12 protein-coding genes are annotated in these 16,088 nt (G+C 36.5%); 10 read left to right on the top strand and 2 right to left on the bottom strand.

From position 1 onward, the window contains the following. Window position 1: 1 nt before the first annotated feature. The gene (locus QOL71_RS15725) at window positions 2-1,351 is read right to left on the bottom strand and encodes a hypothetical protein (RefSeq protein WP_283417842.1); all 1,350 of its coding nucleotides are present in this window, start codon (window positions 1,349-1,351) and stop codon (window positions 2-4) included. Between the two features lie 375 nt (window positions 1,352-1,726). On the opposite strand from QOL71_RS15725, the gene QOL71_RS15720 reads away from it, so the two are divergent. The 5 genes from QOL71_RS15720 to QOL71_RS15700 all read left to right on the top strand — a co-directional run bounded on the left by QOL71_RS15720 (window position 1,727) and on the right by QOL71_RS15700 (window position 6,262). Continuing rightward, window positions 1,727-2,806, top strand: coding sequence for a serine hydrolase domain-containing protein (locus QOL71_RS15720; protein ID WP_283417841.1), 1,080 nt, complete (start codon window positions 1,727-1,729; stop codon window positions 2,804-2,806). Between the two features lie 204 nt (window positions 2,807-3,010). Then, window positions 3,011-3,487, top strand: a complete 477-nt coding sequence (locus QOL71_RS15715) for a hypothetical protein (RefSeq protein WP_283417840.1) — start codon at window positions 3,011-3,013, stop codon at window positions 3,485-3,487. Window positions 3,488-3,850: 363 nt separating this feature from the next. Beyond that, window positions 3,851-4,549, top strand: a complete 699-nt coding sequence (locus QOL71_RS15710) for a S1 family peptidase (RefSeq protein WP_283417839.1) — start codon at window positions 3,851-3,853, stop codon at window positions 4,547-4,549. Window positions 4,550-4,708: 159 nt separating this feature from the next. Beyond that, window positions 4,709-5,482 (top strand): hypothetical protein, encoded by a 774-nt coding sequence (locus QOL71_RS15705; protein WP_283417838.1) that lies wholly within the window; start codon window positions 4,709-4,711, stop codon window positions 5,480-5,482. A gap of 108 nt (window positions 5,483-5,590) precedes the next feature. Further along, complete coding sequence (locus QOL71_RS15700; RefSeq protein ID WP_283417837.1) at window positions 5,591-6,262, top strand: hypothetical protein; 672 nt, start codon at window positions 5,591-5,593, stop codon at window positions 6,260-6,262. Between the two features lie 261 nt (window positions 6,263-6,523). On the opposite strand, the gene topA is transcribed toward QOL71_RS15700, so the two are convergent. Continuing rightward, window positions 6,524-9,064, bottom strand: a complete 2,541-nt coding sequence (gene topA / locus QOL71_RS15695; protein WP_283417836.1) for a type I DNA topoisomerase — start codon at window positions 9,062-9,064, stop codon at window positions 6,524-6,526. Between the two features lie 248 nt (window positions 9,065-9,312). Here topA and QOL71_RS15690 point away from each other — a divergent pair, with 248 nt between their 5' ends. From QOL71_RS15690 to QOL71_RS15670, 5 genes are all read left to right on the top strand, one after another. After that, window positions 9,313-12,978, top strand: coding sequence for an MMPL family transporter (locus tag QOL71_RS15690; protein WP_283417835.1), 3,666 nt, complete (start codon window positions 9,313-9,315; stop codon window positions 12,976-12,978). A gap of 33 nt (window positions 12,979-13,011) precedes the next feature. Beyond that, on the top strand, window positions 13,012-13,926 hold the full coding sequence (locus QOL71_RS15685) for a dialkylrecorsinol condensing enzyme DarA (protein ID WP_283417834.1): 915 nt from the start codon (window positions 13,012-13,014) through the stop codon (window positions 13,924-13,926). 2 nt (window positions 13,927-13,928) lie between these two features. Beyond that, the gene (gene darB / locus QOL71_RS15680) at window positions 13,929-15,068 is read left to right on the top strand and encodes a dialkylresorcinol biosynthesis protein DarB (protein WP_283417833.1); all 1,140 of its coding nucleotides are present in this window, start codon (window positions 13,929-13,931) and stop codon (window positions 15,066-15,068) included. Continuing rightward, window positions 15,068-15,499 (top strand): hotdog family protein, encoded by a 432-nt coding sequence (locus QOL71_RS15675; protein WP_283417832.1) that lies wholly within the window; start codon window positions 15,068-15,070, stop codon window positions 15,497-15,499. Before darB ends, QOL71_RS15675 begins: the two co-directional genes overlap by 1 nt. Window positions 15,500-15,644: 145 nt before the next feature. Beyond that, on the top strand, window positions 15,645-16,088 hold the full coding sequence (locus QOL71_RS15670) for a hotdog family protein (RefSeq protein WP_283417831.1): 444 nt from the start codon (window positions 15,645-15,647) through the stop codon (window positions 16,086-16,088).

Genomic DNA, 16,088 nt, shown 5'->3' with positions numbered 1-16,088 from the left:
TTTACCAATAAAAATTCCCGATCATCTGCATCCCAAACGTTTGAAAAAGACAGAGGTAAAACATGATTTTAAAATTGTCTGAACTAATACCCTTCAACAAAATCAAAAAATAAGGAACCAGAAACAAACAGGCCCTCGCTGTTTCGCCCGTTCCGTAAGCACCTGTCAGAAGCATTGCTGAAATCGCTGAAATCGCAGAGAAAAACAGGATATTAATATTCCGGTTTTCAAAAACTTCCGTTCCTGATTTTTTTGAGAAAAAAACAGATAAAAATCCAAAAGATAAAAACAGGAAAATCTCACCAATATCTTCCATTCTTGTCATTAAATAAACAAATGGCTGATGGAACAATCGGAAACCGTCCGGATTTTCTGATTTTGAAGCCAAAAAGAACGTCTCCAATTGATTGTAGCCCGTCATGGCATATATCATTGCAAATACCAAAACAAAAACAACAGTACCCATCAGGCTCAGCCAGACAAAATTCCATTTTCCCTTTAATAAAAAATAGAAACTGATGCAGCCTAAAAATGCAAACAGAAATAATCCCGAAAAGGTCAAAAGATTGGTCAGAATCAACCCTGACGAAATCAGCAAAAATGAAACGGAATCAATTTTATTCTGATGAAAAATTCTCGCAAAGCCTAATAAAAAGATCAGTGTTGAAGTTAAAACCAATGCATCAATCGAAACCAGAAGATAAATATTAACAGAAGGCACAACGGCAAACAAAAGCAGCGCCCACTTCCTTCTGGTTTCTTCGAAGCCGAGATCAACCAAAATCTTATAGAACAGTGGAAATGATAAACTTCCTATCACAAAAAACACAATCGCCAGGGTTTCAATATTGGAAATATTCAGTATCCAATAATGCAGGAGCGTTACAAATGGCGGATGCGTTTTGGTATGCATCTGGAACTGTTCCAGATTCCCGGAGAAATCTCTCAGCCAAATCTGTCCGTCGGTAATGTTGATTGCATCAGCATAATATTGTCTTCCTTTCAGATAAAACGGCTGCAGGAAAGCAATATCGAAATTACCCTGACTCAGATTGCCTAATAAAACCAAAATAACAGCAATCAAAAAGAGAAGATAGACATTCATCTTGTCAGCAAATCTGAAAGCAAAAGTCCCTGAAATCAGAAACAAAAACGCAAACACAAATCCGCTCCATAAAAACTGATTGGGATAGATCACCGAGATTGGGAAAAGAATCCCTGTACCTGTATAACCGCCCTGATGCTGGTAATAGAAATTAGCGCCGGCAATGGCGATCCAAACAGCTATCGCTATAAAAAAAACCAGCCATGGAAAGCTTTTAAGATTCACCCATTGTAATTTTTCACCCATCAGTAACTGTGTTTTCTTGGTTCAAACGTCAAAAATATTAATAAAACTTCAGACTGCTCATTAATTTTTTGTGATTTTGGTTAAATAACGGCTGTGACAGAAGTCGGATTACGAAAAAATTACTGTTTCTGAGGACCTTCGCAAAATCTGCATTTAATAAATCCCAAAGGCACAAAGTTTTATTACAAAGCACCCAAATCTGGAGAAGTCATGATTGTAACCTTGAAAAATCATAATCATTGCAAAACCCTTGTTAGCTTTGCGTTAAACAGCTAAAGATCACTCAAAATAAAATCAATCAACACATATTAAAATTAATTACATTTGACTGCTTAACAACTTGCTAGCACAAGTCCCCTTAAAGTAAACATAAAAATGAAAAAAATAACGACAATACTATTATTAACCATATCAGTAATTTGCTTTGGTCAAAAAACAATTAATTTCGCTGACTCGATTAGGAAATCATATAACATCCCCGAAATTAGTTACGCCGTAATCGACAGCAGATCCACACTGGAAATCGCGGCTTTAGGAAAGCATTCGGTTAATCTTCCGGATGCAGCGACATTAAACGACAGGTTCCATATTGGCTCCAATACAAAAGCGATGACAGCGTTTGTTATTGCCAAATATGTAGAAAATGGAAAACTAAAATGGACAACCCAATTTTTTGATCTATTTCCCGAATGGAAACAAAAAAGCAAACCGGAGTATGCTAATATGACATTACAGGATTTACTGTCACACAAAGCAGGAATACAACCATTCCAAGGAGAAAATGACCCTGCAATTCCTGGCTTCAAAGGGACAAATCCGGAAAAAAGAAAACAATTTGGGCAGTTCGTATTAACGCTGGAACCTGTAAAACCCGACGAGCAAAATCCGTTCATTTATTCGAATGCAGGATATACGCTGGCCACATTAATGCTAGAAAAAGTAACTCATAAAAGCTGGGAACAATTAGTTGAAAAGGTATTCAATAAGGATTTAAAATTAAATGTGAAATTATCCTGGCCCGAAAATCAAAAGCAAAAAGATACCTGGGGACATAGAACAGAGGATGGTAAGCTGGAACCGGTTCCTTCTAACTTTGACTATCATTTGGACTACACCGAACCCGCTGGAGATCTAAATATAAAGCTTAAAGATTACATCAAATTTATTCAGCTCAATTTAAAAGGTCTTGAAAAACAAGATAATTACCTGAAAGCAGAAACATATACTTTTATCCATAAGGGAATCCCAAACTATTCCCTCGGCTGGTTTAATATTTATGAAAACGGAAAAGAACTTTCGACACACTCCGGTACTGCAGGAACATACTATACTCTTGTGCACATCGACAGATTAAAAAATAAAGCCTATATAATTTTCACAAATTCCTTTAATCCGGATACGCAGCAAGGTGTAAGGCTTTTAATGAGAAAGCTGAAAGAAAACTATGGCAGCTAGAAGCGTAACCCAATTGGCTATGTGTAAAATCCATAAATTCTGACATAGCTCAATCCCTGAGGTCTTAAAACACAATTACGAAACCCTCGTAAGTCTTGCATTAAACAGCTATCGCATTTTTTAAAACAAAATCAACCAACACAGACATTTCATATATCAAAATTAATTATATTTGAATCTTTAATAAAAATAAATTCACAAACGATGAGTACAAAAAATCAAATCAGTGTACAGATTCCTGCTACAGTAATCAACAGCGTACAAGAAAAATTACAAGAATGCAGAACACTGCTTGCGCCCTTTTTGCAGGGATTAACACCTGACCAAAGAGAAACTATTTTCAAAATGGGAGACAAAACAGTAGCTACGGTACAAAAAGTGGAAGATTACACAGAAACGAATCCTGAATTTGCTCCCAGCTATATGGATCAACCGGAGTTTCATAAGGATGTAGCAGTAGTTAACGGTCTTTCTCCGATTCGGAATCTGGCCAGTCAGCTAACTGCCGACCTGTCCGATACCATTATGCTGGCGGGTAACGAAGCTCTAATAGCCGCACTGCTGTACTACGGCTCTGTAAAAGAAGCGTCCAGCAAAGGCGTGGCGACGGCAAGACCTATCTATGACGACCTCAGCAAGAGGTTTTCACGAAAAGGCAACAGACCAGCGCCGAAAGAGTAATCATTCTAAGCTTCACATTTCAAAAACGACCCTTTTAGGCTCAAAAACCAGCCCAAAAGGGTCGTTTTTCATGCAAAAAGGGTGGATTCTCAGCCTAAAAGACTCGATGGTGAACCAAAAAGGGTGGAAAACGATGCAAAAAGGTTGATTTTCCAATCTAAAAGATTCAAATCCCAGGCAAAAAGGGTGGTTTTTGATGCTAATTGGATGGATCAACTTGAAAAAAGTTTTAGGTAATTGTGTTTAGCATCCAATATTTGAGGATAAGCGCAACTGGATATAATTTATATTGACGCAATGCGTATATTTGGGTGTTATGCGGCATTTTAGGACGACAACACCAAACCATAAAGACAAACGAATATGATATTTCAAAGAGACGAACTTAGCAACGTAATATGTAACATAAGAATTCCTTCTGCAAACGGAGAAGAAGTTGGTACGGCAATTTTTATCGAAAAAGATAATGAACCATATTTATTGACGGCATCACATGTAATCAAAAACATTAACGCTCAGACTTATGTTGTGCTTTCTGACAAAAATGGTATTCCGACAAAAGTGATGCTTAGTGTACTATTAGGTGGCGCTACATTTACAAACCATAGCCAAGCTGATTTAGCAAAAGCAAAGATTGTTATTACACAAACAAATGCTAAATATCTACAGAGACGATGTTTCCCCTTTGGCCAAATTGATATTAGCAATAGTTCTATTTCAAAAGATGTTGAACTTACGACAATTGGTTTTCCATTAGGTCTTGGAGCAGTTGGGGCAAAATTTTCACCTCTATCATATAGGACATATGCCGCAACGCCTGTAATTACCTTACCTCGATTTGACAATCAAGTTCAGTGCGATTTCATCATCTTAGAATTGCCAAGTATCGGAGGTTATAGTGGTGGACCTATGTTTGATTTGGGTTACATGATTTCTGGAATGATGACTCAAACAAAGGAAAAAACTATTTTGCATGGACTTGTTCATGGCACTATTTCAGACCCGACAGGCGGAAAATTAGCAGCAATAACCCCATGTAAATATTTAAGTGGCTGGCTCTAATGGACAGAAAAAAAACGACCGCATAACAGGCGTTTGGCTCAATGGCGGGTGAAGTGGTTAATTGAACATTCTACCTCGCATCAACTTTTGTGATGTATTGACAGTTTAGTCCTCCGAAATCCGCCACATCGCCAAGCCGTAAACCGTTACTACAATTTTATGACAACTCAACGTATAAATTTAGAATTAAAACAAGAAAATATTAAAAATATTTACACGGATTCCTATGGGAAGTTTATTGCTATTACATCTCAAAATAATCTAATAGGAAATGATTTTAAATTCGAGTTAAAAAACGAATTTCATTTTCCAATTGTAAGATATTTAAACAACGAAAACCTCTTAATTATTGACGATAACGATCAAATTACAAATAATGCTTTTATTCTAGATTTTGAGGGAAATATCATTAAAAAGTTCAATGCTGGAATTCGAATTCAAGATGTAATCATAACTAAAAATAAAATTGTAATTTCATATTTTGATGAAGGAATTTTAGGGAAAAATGGACCAAATAATGAAGGTCTAACCGTTTTCAACTTCAACGGAGAACTTAGATATGGTTATAAATCATCAACTGGTGATAATAATTTAATCGATTGTTATTGTTTAACAAATTTTGGAAATAAAAAAGTCGTATTCTATGGTTATACTGACTTCAAATTACACGAACTTAATTTAGAAACTTATGAAGTAACGAGTTATGAAACACCAAAAGAATTTTTAGGAGCAACTTCTATTTCTTCAAAAAATGACAATTTAATTTTTCATTCTTCATATGAAGACAAAACATCATTTTATATCTGGAATTTACACGCAAATGAAGTCGAAAAAATTGAATCGGAAGAAAAAAAATTAATTGGAACAGACAATGGAAGCTTTTTCAAATTTGACAAAAAACATTTTACTTTGATAAAACTCTACCAAAATTGAATTGGCAGATAACCCGATAATTGATGCGACTAAAAGAAATGAATTTTGGAAGTATAGATGTGCTCAAAGTCAGGAGACTTTGCGCAGCGGGGTAATCATAAAGACAACATGACAACAAATAATTTGGATTTAAACTTTTGGGTAGATATTGCTCAAATAGCTACAATGCTTCTGACCTTAGTTGGCTTGATAATATCGTTTTGGTTATCAAGGGAAGCTTTGAAAGAGGTTCGGCGAGATAGAGTAATTGGACAAAGACCATTCTTGCTATTTGACTATGGAGGTCATCAAAGTAGAATTGAATTAAAAAAGTATAATGATGGAAAAGAATATGCCTCATTCTTTTGGCCTAAATTGGAATCTGGCGGAATTCATGTACCGACAGTTGGTAAGTTGCGAAATTTAGGAACTGGACCTGCGGTGGATGTTAGATTACAATGGATAATAGAGGAAATCTATATTAAGGGGGAGAAATTCAAAATTGATGACACTAAGAGAAAAGAGCCTCAATACTCTCCGGAAAATAATCAGAATCCAATTAGAGAAAGTCACATTTTCCCAAATCAAGAAACCGGTTATCATTTACTTCCTCGATTTATTTCCCACGACTTTAATAGGAAAATTGAACGGGCGGATGGTCATTTTATAATACATTATCAAGACACTTTCAATAATAAACACCAAACATTTCAAAAATTTCATGCGTTTCCCGACTATGAGAAAATGACCTTTCACACTACATTTGGTGACCTAATAAAAAATGAGAATGACTACCGCTAACAGCACATTTGCAATAGGCGGGTTTCGTGCTTTGAAGACACTTTTGTATTCGCCGAAAATTTTGTGATCCGAATAACATTGTGGTAAAAATCCCGCCCATCGAAAATCTGCAAAACGTTGATGGCAATTAAAAGACCGACCCTCGCTGCACAAAGTCTCCCGGCTTTGTGCCAACAACAAAACTGTTAATTAGTACCTCAACAAAAAACCCTTTCAGAGTTTGAAACTCTGAAAGGGTTAATATTTATGGAGAATAAGTTTTTACTTTTTCTTCGCCGGTGCTTTCTTCGCAGCCGGCTTTTTAGCAGCTGGTTTCTTTTTCTCGGCAAAAGCTTTCGGATCCTGCGCGGTGATCCATTTTTTCACTTCGTCGAGAGAAATGTCTTTCAGCTCGTCGGCCTCATATTTAGAATCATTTTTCTTTTTCGGGATTTTGAAATTCGCTTTTCCAAACTTGATGAATGGTCCCCATCTTCCGTTCTCGATAGCGATCTTTTCTTTTTCCCATTGCTGGATGTAGCGGTTGGCCTCTTTGTCCAGTTTGGCATCAATCAGTTCATTGATGTCGCTCTGCGAAAGATTGTCGAAGTCGTAACGCTTCGGCACATTCACGAAGATGTTTTGGTATTTGATAAACGGCCCGAATCTTCCTGTTCCTTTGGTTACCGGCTCACCTTTGTAAGTGGCAATCGGTGCATCGGCTCTTTTCTTTTCGTTGATGATCTCTTCTGCTCTTTCCTGGTTCACAGACAATGGATCTTCTCCTTTCGGGATACTGATAAACGTCTCGCCCCATTTCACATAAGGCCCGAATCTCCCAACACCCACTGACACCGGCTGACCGTCAAAATCCTGAAGATCAAAAGGCAGCTTGAACAGCTCCAAAGCTTCCTCCAGTGTAATGGTAGCGATATTCTGGTTAGACATCAGTGATGCAAATGTCGGTTTCTCCTCATCATCCTGCTCGCCGATCTGGATCATCGGCCCGAATCTTCCGATTCTTGCATGAACATTTTTACCAGACTTTGGATCAATACCTAAGATTCTCTCTCCAGTTGCTCTATCTGCATTTTCTTCGACGTCCTCAATTCTTGGGTGAAATTTGGAGTAGAAATCCGTCATCATTTCTTTCCACTTTTGTTCACCGCTCGCGATCTCATCAAAGCCTTCTTCCACTCTCGCCGTGAAACCATAATCCAGGATCTCCGCAAAGTTATCGGTTAAGAAATCATTTACCACTTCACCGATATCGGTGGGAACAAATTTATTTTTATCACCGCCAAACTTCTCTTCGAGAACTTCTTTTTTGACACCGGATTTGCCCAATGTCATCTTAATGATCTCTCTCGTTTGTGGTTCTATTTCTCTTTTATCCACATACTCGCGGTTCTGGATCGTCTGGATCGTCGGTGCATAAGTCGATGGACGACCAATTCCCAGCTCTTCCAGTTTCTTTACCAATCCTGCCTCTGTAAATCTCGCAGACGGTCTCGTAAATTTTTCTGTAGCTGTGATTGTTTTATAGTCAAGAGTTTCACCAACTTTTACTTTTGGCAACAGCTTTTCATTGCTTTCATCGTCGTCATCTTCTGTTTTGACGATGCCGTAAGCCTTAAGGAATCCATCGAAAACAATCACTTCGCCTTGCGCTTCAAAATGCTGTGGTAATTTCGGATTCCCGATCTCGATCACCGTTTTTTCGATTTTTGCATTTTCCATCTGGGACGCCAGTGTTCTTCTGTAGATCAATTGATACAGTTTGTTCAATTGTGCATCTCCAATTAACTTAACAGAAAAATCTGTCGGACGGATCGCCTCGTGCGCTTCCTGTGCAGAAGAAGATTTTGTTGTATAATTTCTCGGCCTGGAATAGTTCTCGCCGTATTCTGAAATAATTTGCGCTTTTGCACCGTTGATCGCTTCCTGAGAAAGGTTAACAGAATCCGTTCTCATATAAGTAATGAATCCTTCTTCATAAAGTCGTTGCGCCAAACGCATAGTAGTCGTTACATTATAACCCAATCTGGAAGACGCTTCCTGCTGCAACGTAGATGTTGTAAAAGGAGCAGACGCTGTGCGTGTCCCCGGTTTTGTCTCAACATTCAGAACTTTGAATTCTGTAGCTTTGGATTGTTCCAGGAATTTTTCGGCTTCAGATTCTTTTTCGAAATCTTTTTTCAGCTTAGCTGCGATCTCCTGTTTTCCGTCATTCAGGAAGATACCTTCCACTTTGAAACTTGGTTTTGGAACAAACTCACGGATCTCTTTTTCTCTCTCTACAATTAATCTTACCGCAACTGACTGGACTCTACCTGCCGACAATCCTGTTTTAACTTTTTTCCAAAGAACCGGTGACATCTCGAAACCAACGATTCTGTCCAGAACTCTTCTCGCTTGTTGAGCGTTAACCAGGTTTTGATCAATATCTCTTGGATTTTCGATTGCTTTCAGGATCGCATTTTTGGTGATCTCGTGGAAAACAATTCGTTTTATGTTTTCAGGTTTTAATTTTAATTCATCTGCCAGATGCCATGCAATCGCTTCTCCTTCTCGGTCCTCATCGGAAGCCAGCCAGACCATCTCCGCACTTTTAACAGCGCTCTTCAGTTCTGCCACTAACTTTTTTTTATCAGCAGAAACTTCATAATCAGGCGTGAAATTGGAAAGATCAATTCCCATCCCTTTTTTAGGCAGATCACGAATGTGTCCGAAGCTGGATTTGACCTCGTAATCTTTACCTAAATATTTCTGAATCGTTTTTGCTTTTGCCGGAGACTCGACGATGACTAAATTTTTTGGCATTCTAAAAAAATTTTTGCAAAAGTAGGAGTTTTTTTATTACCAATCGATTTAAGAATTATTTCTATTGTCTATTCCTTATATATATTATTGATTTCAGAAAACCTCTTTTAACAAAACATTAACTTTTTTTCATTAAATTCGCAGACTCAATTTAAAAAAAATTGTTTTTAAATATTGAGAATGAACACGTTCGCAGAAATAAAAAACTTTAACCATATTTAAAACTGAATACAGCAGTTTAAATCAAAATGCATCGCTTTTTCATCTTTTTATATTATCTGATTGCCAAGAACCGGCTCATTTCCATTGCGGCAGCTTTGGGGATTCTCTTCATTTGCGGTTTTTTTGCTTCTAAAATTAATTTTGAAGAAGACATCAACCAGATTATTCCGAAAAACGACAAATCTGATTTGACGGCGAAAGTTCTGAAACAATTGAACTTTTCAGACAAAATTATTGTCATCATTGAGAGCAAATCGAAAGATGCTAATTTCCAGCTTTCAGAAACTGCTGATACTTTTTTACATAAAATCGAACCTTTACAACAATACATCGGTTCTGTTCAGGGAAAGGTAAATGACAACGAAATTTCTGAAACTTTTGATTTTGTGAATCAGAATCTGCCTTTATTTCTGGATGAAAACGATTATCAGGAAATTGAAAGAAAACTTAACAAAGACAGTATTGCAAAACAGCTAGAGAACAATTATGTGTCGCTGGTTTCGCCAACAAGTTTAGTCACCAAAGAATTTATCAAAAAAGATCCGCTCGGAATCACTTTTCTCGGAATCAAAAAACTCAATGCTTTAAATATCAGTAAGGATTTCAAGCTGGAAGACAATTACATTGTTACCAAAGACGGAAAAAACCTCCTGCTTTTCATCGATCCTAAAAATAAAAGCAACGACACGAAAAACAACGAAGTTTTCGTCAATCAGTTAAATGAAATTAAAGACAACCTCAACAAAGAATTCAAAGGAAAAACTGAAATCAGCTATTTTGGTTCGCCGGTAATTGCGGTTGCGAATGCCCAACAAATCAAGAAAGACATTCAGAATACGGTTATTATTTCGATGACGGTTCTGTTGATTTTGTTGATGTATTATTTCAGAAATTTCTTTACACCGCTGATTGTTTTTTTACCGACAGTTTTTGCCGTTTTCATTTCACTGATGATTTTATACTTTATTAAAGATAAAATCTCGGCAATTTCGCTCAGCGTCGGAGCAATTTTAATTGGAATTACCATCGATTATGCCCTTCATATTTTAACGCATTACAAGCACAACAACAATATTGAAGAGCTTTACAAGGAAATTACGCAACCGATTATTCTGAGCAGCGCAACTACGGCGGTTTCATTTTTGTGTTTGGTTTTTGTCCGTTCTGAAGCGTTGAAAGATCTTGGGCTTTTCGCTGCGATTACAGTTTTCCTGTCGTCTTTTACCGCTTTAATTATTGTTCCACAACTGTATCATCCGAAAGAAAAATCCGATAAAGTTAGCACGAATTTCATTGATAAAATCGGAAATTACCCTTACGAAAAGAACAAACCTTTGATTATCGGATGTTCTTTGTTGATTATTGCGTGTCTTTTTGGGTTCCGTCAAGTTGGTTTTAACGAAGACATTGGTGATTTAAATTACATTCCAAAAGATTTGAAAATCAGCGAAGCGAAACTTGAAAAATTATCAGACCTTACTTCAAAATCGATTTACACCATTTCTTATGGAAATTCGGAAAATGAAGCTTTGGCGAGAAATTCCCAGCTGAGCCGGTTTTTGGAAAAAGAAAAGCAGGAAGGAAAAATTCTGAGCTATAATTCGCTTGGAAATGTTGTTTTATCGAAAGAAGACCAACAAAAAAAGGTTGAAAAATGGAACCGGTTCTGGAATCAGAACAAAAAAAATCAGACAATCTCTGAATTGGTTCAAAATGGGAATAAATTCGGATTCAATGCTTCTGCTTTCGATAAGTTTAATGAAAATTTAAATAAATCCTACTCCACTTTAAGTTTAAGAGATTACGAAAAAATTAAAGCCCTTCAAATCTCAGAATTCCTAAGCAACGAAAATGGATTTTACACCGTCTCGAATGTGGTGAAAGTGGACGAAAAGAAACGCGATGCTTTCATCAAAGATGTTGAAAAAAATCACGATGCTTTGGCAATCGACCGCCAACAGATGAACGAGAACTTTTTAGGTTTGCTTAAAAATGATTTTAATACGCTAATCAATTACTCACTTTTAGCCATTATTCTTACGATTATTGTTTTCTTCAGAAATTTTGAATTGACGATCCTGACAATGTTTCCCATTGTTTTAACGGGAGTTGTGACTGCTGGAACTCTCTATTTCCTGGGATTGGAATTGAATATTTTCAGCACTGTTGTCTGTACTTTGGTTTTCGGAGTCGGAGATGATTTCAGCATTTTCCTCACGAAAGCAATGCAGAAAGAACATACAACTGGTAAAAACGAACTTCCAACATACAGAATTTCGATTATTTTGGCAGTTTTCACAACGATTTTATCCATCGGTTCTTTGATTTTTGCAAAACATCCTGCTTTACATTCTTTGGCTTTAGTCGCTTTAATCGGAATGTTTTCCGTGATTGTGATTACCTCAACCTTATATCCGTTTTGGTTTAGATTTTTAATTATCAACCGACAGAAAAAAGGTTTATCTCCAATTACTCTCAGACTGTTTTTGCACTCTGTTTTATCATTTCTTTATTATGGTTTGGGTGGATTATTTTTTTCTTTTTTCGGAACTATTTTTGTGAAGAATGCGAAAGGAAACACCTTGATTTTCATTAAAAAATTCATTGCAAAATACTTAGGTTCAGTTTTGTACACCAATCCTTTTGTTAAAAAAACTGTTATCAGAAATCCAAACGAAGACTTCGGCAAACCTTCTATTATTATTGCCAATCACACATCGTTTCTTGACACATTAGCGATGGCGATGACGACTCACAAAATCGTTTATCTTGTGAATGACTGGGTTTATGAATCACCAATTTTTGGAAAGTTAGTAAAGGCATTGGGTTTCTATCCCGTTTCTCAAGGCATTGAAAACGGAATGGAAAAGTTGAGAGAAAAAGTGAAAAATGGCTATTCTCTAATGGTTTTTCCGGAAGCGAAACGTTCTTATGACAACGACATCAAGAGATTTCATAAAGGTGCATTTTATCTTGCCGAGCAATTTGATCTGGACATTGTTCCAGTTTATATCCACGGCAATTCAGAAGTCCTGCCAAAAGGCGATTTCATAATCTATGACGGTGCAATCACAGTAAAAGTCGGAGACAGAATTAATAAGAATGATTTGAGTTTTGGAACAAATTATTCCGAAAGAACGAAGAAAATCAATGCATTATTCAGAGAAAAATTTTCTGAATTGAGAACTGAATTGGAAGATGAAAACTACTTCAGAAAGAAATTATTCTTAAGTTTCCTTTACAAAGAAAATGAAGTTGTAAAGGAAATCAAACGAGATTTTGAAGCTAATAAGTCGGTTTATTTTGAACTGAATCAATACATTGCAAAAGACACTGTTATTCTGCATATTGCAGATGATTATGGACAAAAAGATGTTTTACTGAGTCTTTATCATGCTAGCAGAAAAATTTTTAGTTTCATCGGCAATGAAGAAAACCGGGAAATTGCCGGACAGAATTATATTGTAAAAACCAGAAAAATCAGTTACATCAAAAATATTTCCGATGTCAACAAAAATATTGACGTGCTTTTGATTTCTGATGACCATTTTAGCTTTTCAAAAATCTCTGATCTACCAGAAACTGTTATATTGTTAAAAACAAAAGCGTTATTGTTCACTAATCAGAATTATTCCCTAATATTTGAATCAGACGCTATAAAAATTTACAAAAAAAATCAGAATAAAGGCTAAAAATCATAGTTTTGTATAAAACCATTTTTATTAATGTCTAAAAAAATTCTTGTCATATACTATTCGCAAACCGGGCAGCTGAAGGATATTGTGAAGAATATAGCTCAGCCGTTTGAGGAAAAAAAGGACGAATACAGTGTTACCTATTATAACATCCAGCTTAAAAAGGATTTTCCTTTTCCATGGCCAAGTGATGTGTTTTTCAATACATTTCCGGAGTCTTACCTTCAGATTCCAAGTGAAATCCTTCCACCACCGGAAGATGTTCTGAATCAAAAATTTGATCTCATCCTTTTCGGATATCAGGTTTGGTATTTGACGCCTTCGATTCCGATTATTTCGTTCCTGAAAAGTGGTTATGCAGAAAATATTTTGAAAGATACACCAGTCGTTACAATCTCTGGAACCAGGAATATGTGGATGCTTTCTCAGGAAAAACTGAAAGTCTATCTGCGTGATTTGAAGGCTCAATTAGTAGGAAATATCGCGTTGGTTGACAGACACGATAACTACACCAGCGTACTTACAATCCTACGTTGGCTAACAACCGGACAAAAAGAAAAATCCGGAATTTTACCTGCCGCGGGAATTTCTGACGAAGAAATTGCCGGTTCTGTAAAGTATGGTAAGATTATTGAAGGGCATTTGCGCGAAAATAGCTTAAAGGATCTTCAGCCCGATCTGGTAAAAAACGGAGCGGTAGAGATAAGACCTTTTTTGGTAAGAGTAGAAAAAGTCGGGAACAAAATTTTCACCGTCTGGTCGAATCTGATTATCAAGAAAAAAGAAAAGCGTCCTTTGCTGATAAAATTCTTTAAGGTATATTTGATGGCAGCGATCTGGATTATATCTCCGATCGTTTTAATATTTCATATATTATTAGCGCCATTATTATGGTTTAAGAGAAAAAAACAAAGAGAATATTTACAAGGAATTAATTTAAAATAAAAATGAGTAACGTTTATATCACCAAATCTTCTACATACTTACCAAATGAACCGATAGCCAATGATGATATGGAAACCTATCTTGGTTTGGTAAACAACACACCTTCCAAAGCAAGAGCTTTGATTTTGAGGAATAATCAAATCAAAACCAGATATTATGCGCTTGACAAAAATGGACAACCCACTCATACCAATGCTCAGATTACAGCTAATGCGATTAACGGGCTTTTTGATGAGAATTTCAAAAAAGAAGATATGGAACTGTTGTCTTGCGGAACAACGTCTGCAGACCAAATACAGCCGTCTCACGCATCAATGGTTCATGGTGAATTGGGTATGAACAAATCTGTGGAGATCAATACATCAATGGGACTTTGCAACTCCGGGATGAACGCGCTGAACTATGGTTTTCTTTCTGTAAAAGCAGGTGTAAAAAACAATGCGGTTTGTGTTGGTTCTGAGCGGTTTTCTTCTTGGATGACAGCGGACAAATTTGACCACGAAGCAGAAAACCTGAAACTATTGGAAGAGAGGCCAATTGTCGCTTTCAAAAGAGAATTTTTAAGATGGATGCTTTCTGACGGTGCTGGTGCATTTTTATTGGAAAACAAACCAAGAGAAAACCAAACATCATTGAGAATCGAGTGGATTGATTTTTATTCTTACGCTCACGAGATCGAGGCTTGTATGTATTCCGGGTGTGAAAAACAGGAAGACGGAAGTCTAAAATCCTGGGCAGATTATCCTTCTGATGAGTGGTTGAAGCAATCTATTTTTGCTTTGAAGCAAGACACAAAAATTCTGGATCAGTATATCCTTATAAAAGGTGCGCAGAGTTTGAGAGCTTCTTTTGACAAACATGAGCTGGATCCGGAATCTATAGATCACGTGTTAGCGCACATCTCTTCCGGTTATTTCAAAGAAGGATTGAAAGAAGAATTTGCCAATGTAGGATTAGACTTCCCGTGGGAAAAATGGTTCTATAATCTTTCCGAAGTTGGAAATATCGGTGCTGGATCCATCTTTATTGCTGTAGAACAATTGATGAATTCTGGAAAACTGAAAAAAGGAGAAAAAATCCTTCTTTGTGTTCCGGAAAGTGGACGATTCGCTTATTCTTGTGCATTATTGACTGTTTGTTAATGGAAATCAAGTTACCAAATTCTGACAAAGATTTCATAGAAAGTCTGATTCCTCAAAAGTTTCCTTTTGTAATGGTAAGCGGGCTTGTAGAATATTCGGAAAATCATTTGATTTCCGAATTTGTCATTAAAGAAGACAATATTTTTGTTAATGAAAACACATTTCAAACCTCTGGTTTGATTGAACACCAGGCGCAGAGTGTAGCTTTGCATACGGGTTACAAATATTTTCTTTTAGGAAAAGAATCTCCTACAGGTTACATCGGCGCTATCAAATCTTTTGAAGCCGAAAGTTTACCTCAAATCGGCGATGCATTGAAATCGGAAGTGACCATTATTAATGAAATGATGGGCGTAACACTGGTAGAAATCAGTACAAAAATCAATGATAAAGTGATTGCAAAATCGCAGATGAAAACCGTTGTGAAATAATAAAAAATAAACCACAAAAGTCAAGAAAGGAAAAGTAATTAATCTAAGTTCAAAAGAAGAATAGTTTTAAAGTGACAATCTTTTTTGAACTTTTAAAAAATAAAAATGGCAAAAACTTTTGTGACTTTTGTGGTTAAAATAAAATATGGAACCGAAGACTGAAAACTTAATCAATATCCACAACTTTTTGCCGCATCGCGAACCGATGCTGATGACGGATTATATTTTGGAATTGACGGAAGATAAAGTCATCACATCATTCAGAATTACTCAAGACAACATTTTTGTTCACAATAATGAATTTGTTGAAGCAGGTTTGATTGAAAATCTCGCGCAGACCTGTTCATCCATTCTCGGACAAAGTTTCTTCGAAAATCCTGATGCAGACACAAAAGTGATTGGTTTCATCACCAATATTAAGAAAATTGAAGTCTTTGCTTTACCGAAAGTGGGCGATAAGATCATTTCAAAAGCCTCTCTGATTTCTCAGTTTGAAAACATCTGCCATATCTTCTGCGAGACATTTAACAATGATGAATTGTTGATACGGGCTGAAATTAATTTGTTTATTCAAGAAGTAAAACACTAA

It is taken from the genome of Epilithonimonas pallida (assembly GCF_900182975.1).
Lineage (GTDB): Bacteria > Bacteroidota > Bacteroidia > Flavobacteriales > Weeksellaceae > Epilithonimonas > Epilithonimonas pallida.
Note: the sequence above shows the minus strand (reverse complement) of the source record. Positions and strands in the feature narration are given on the sequence as shown.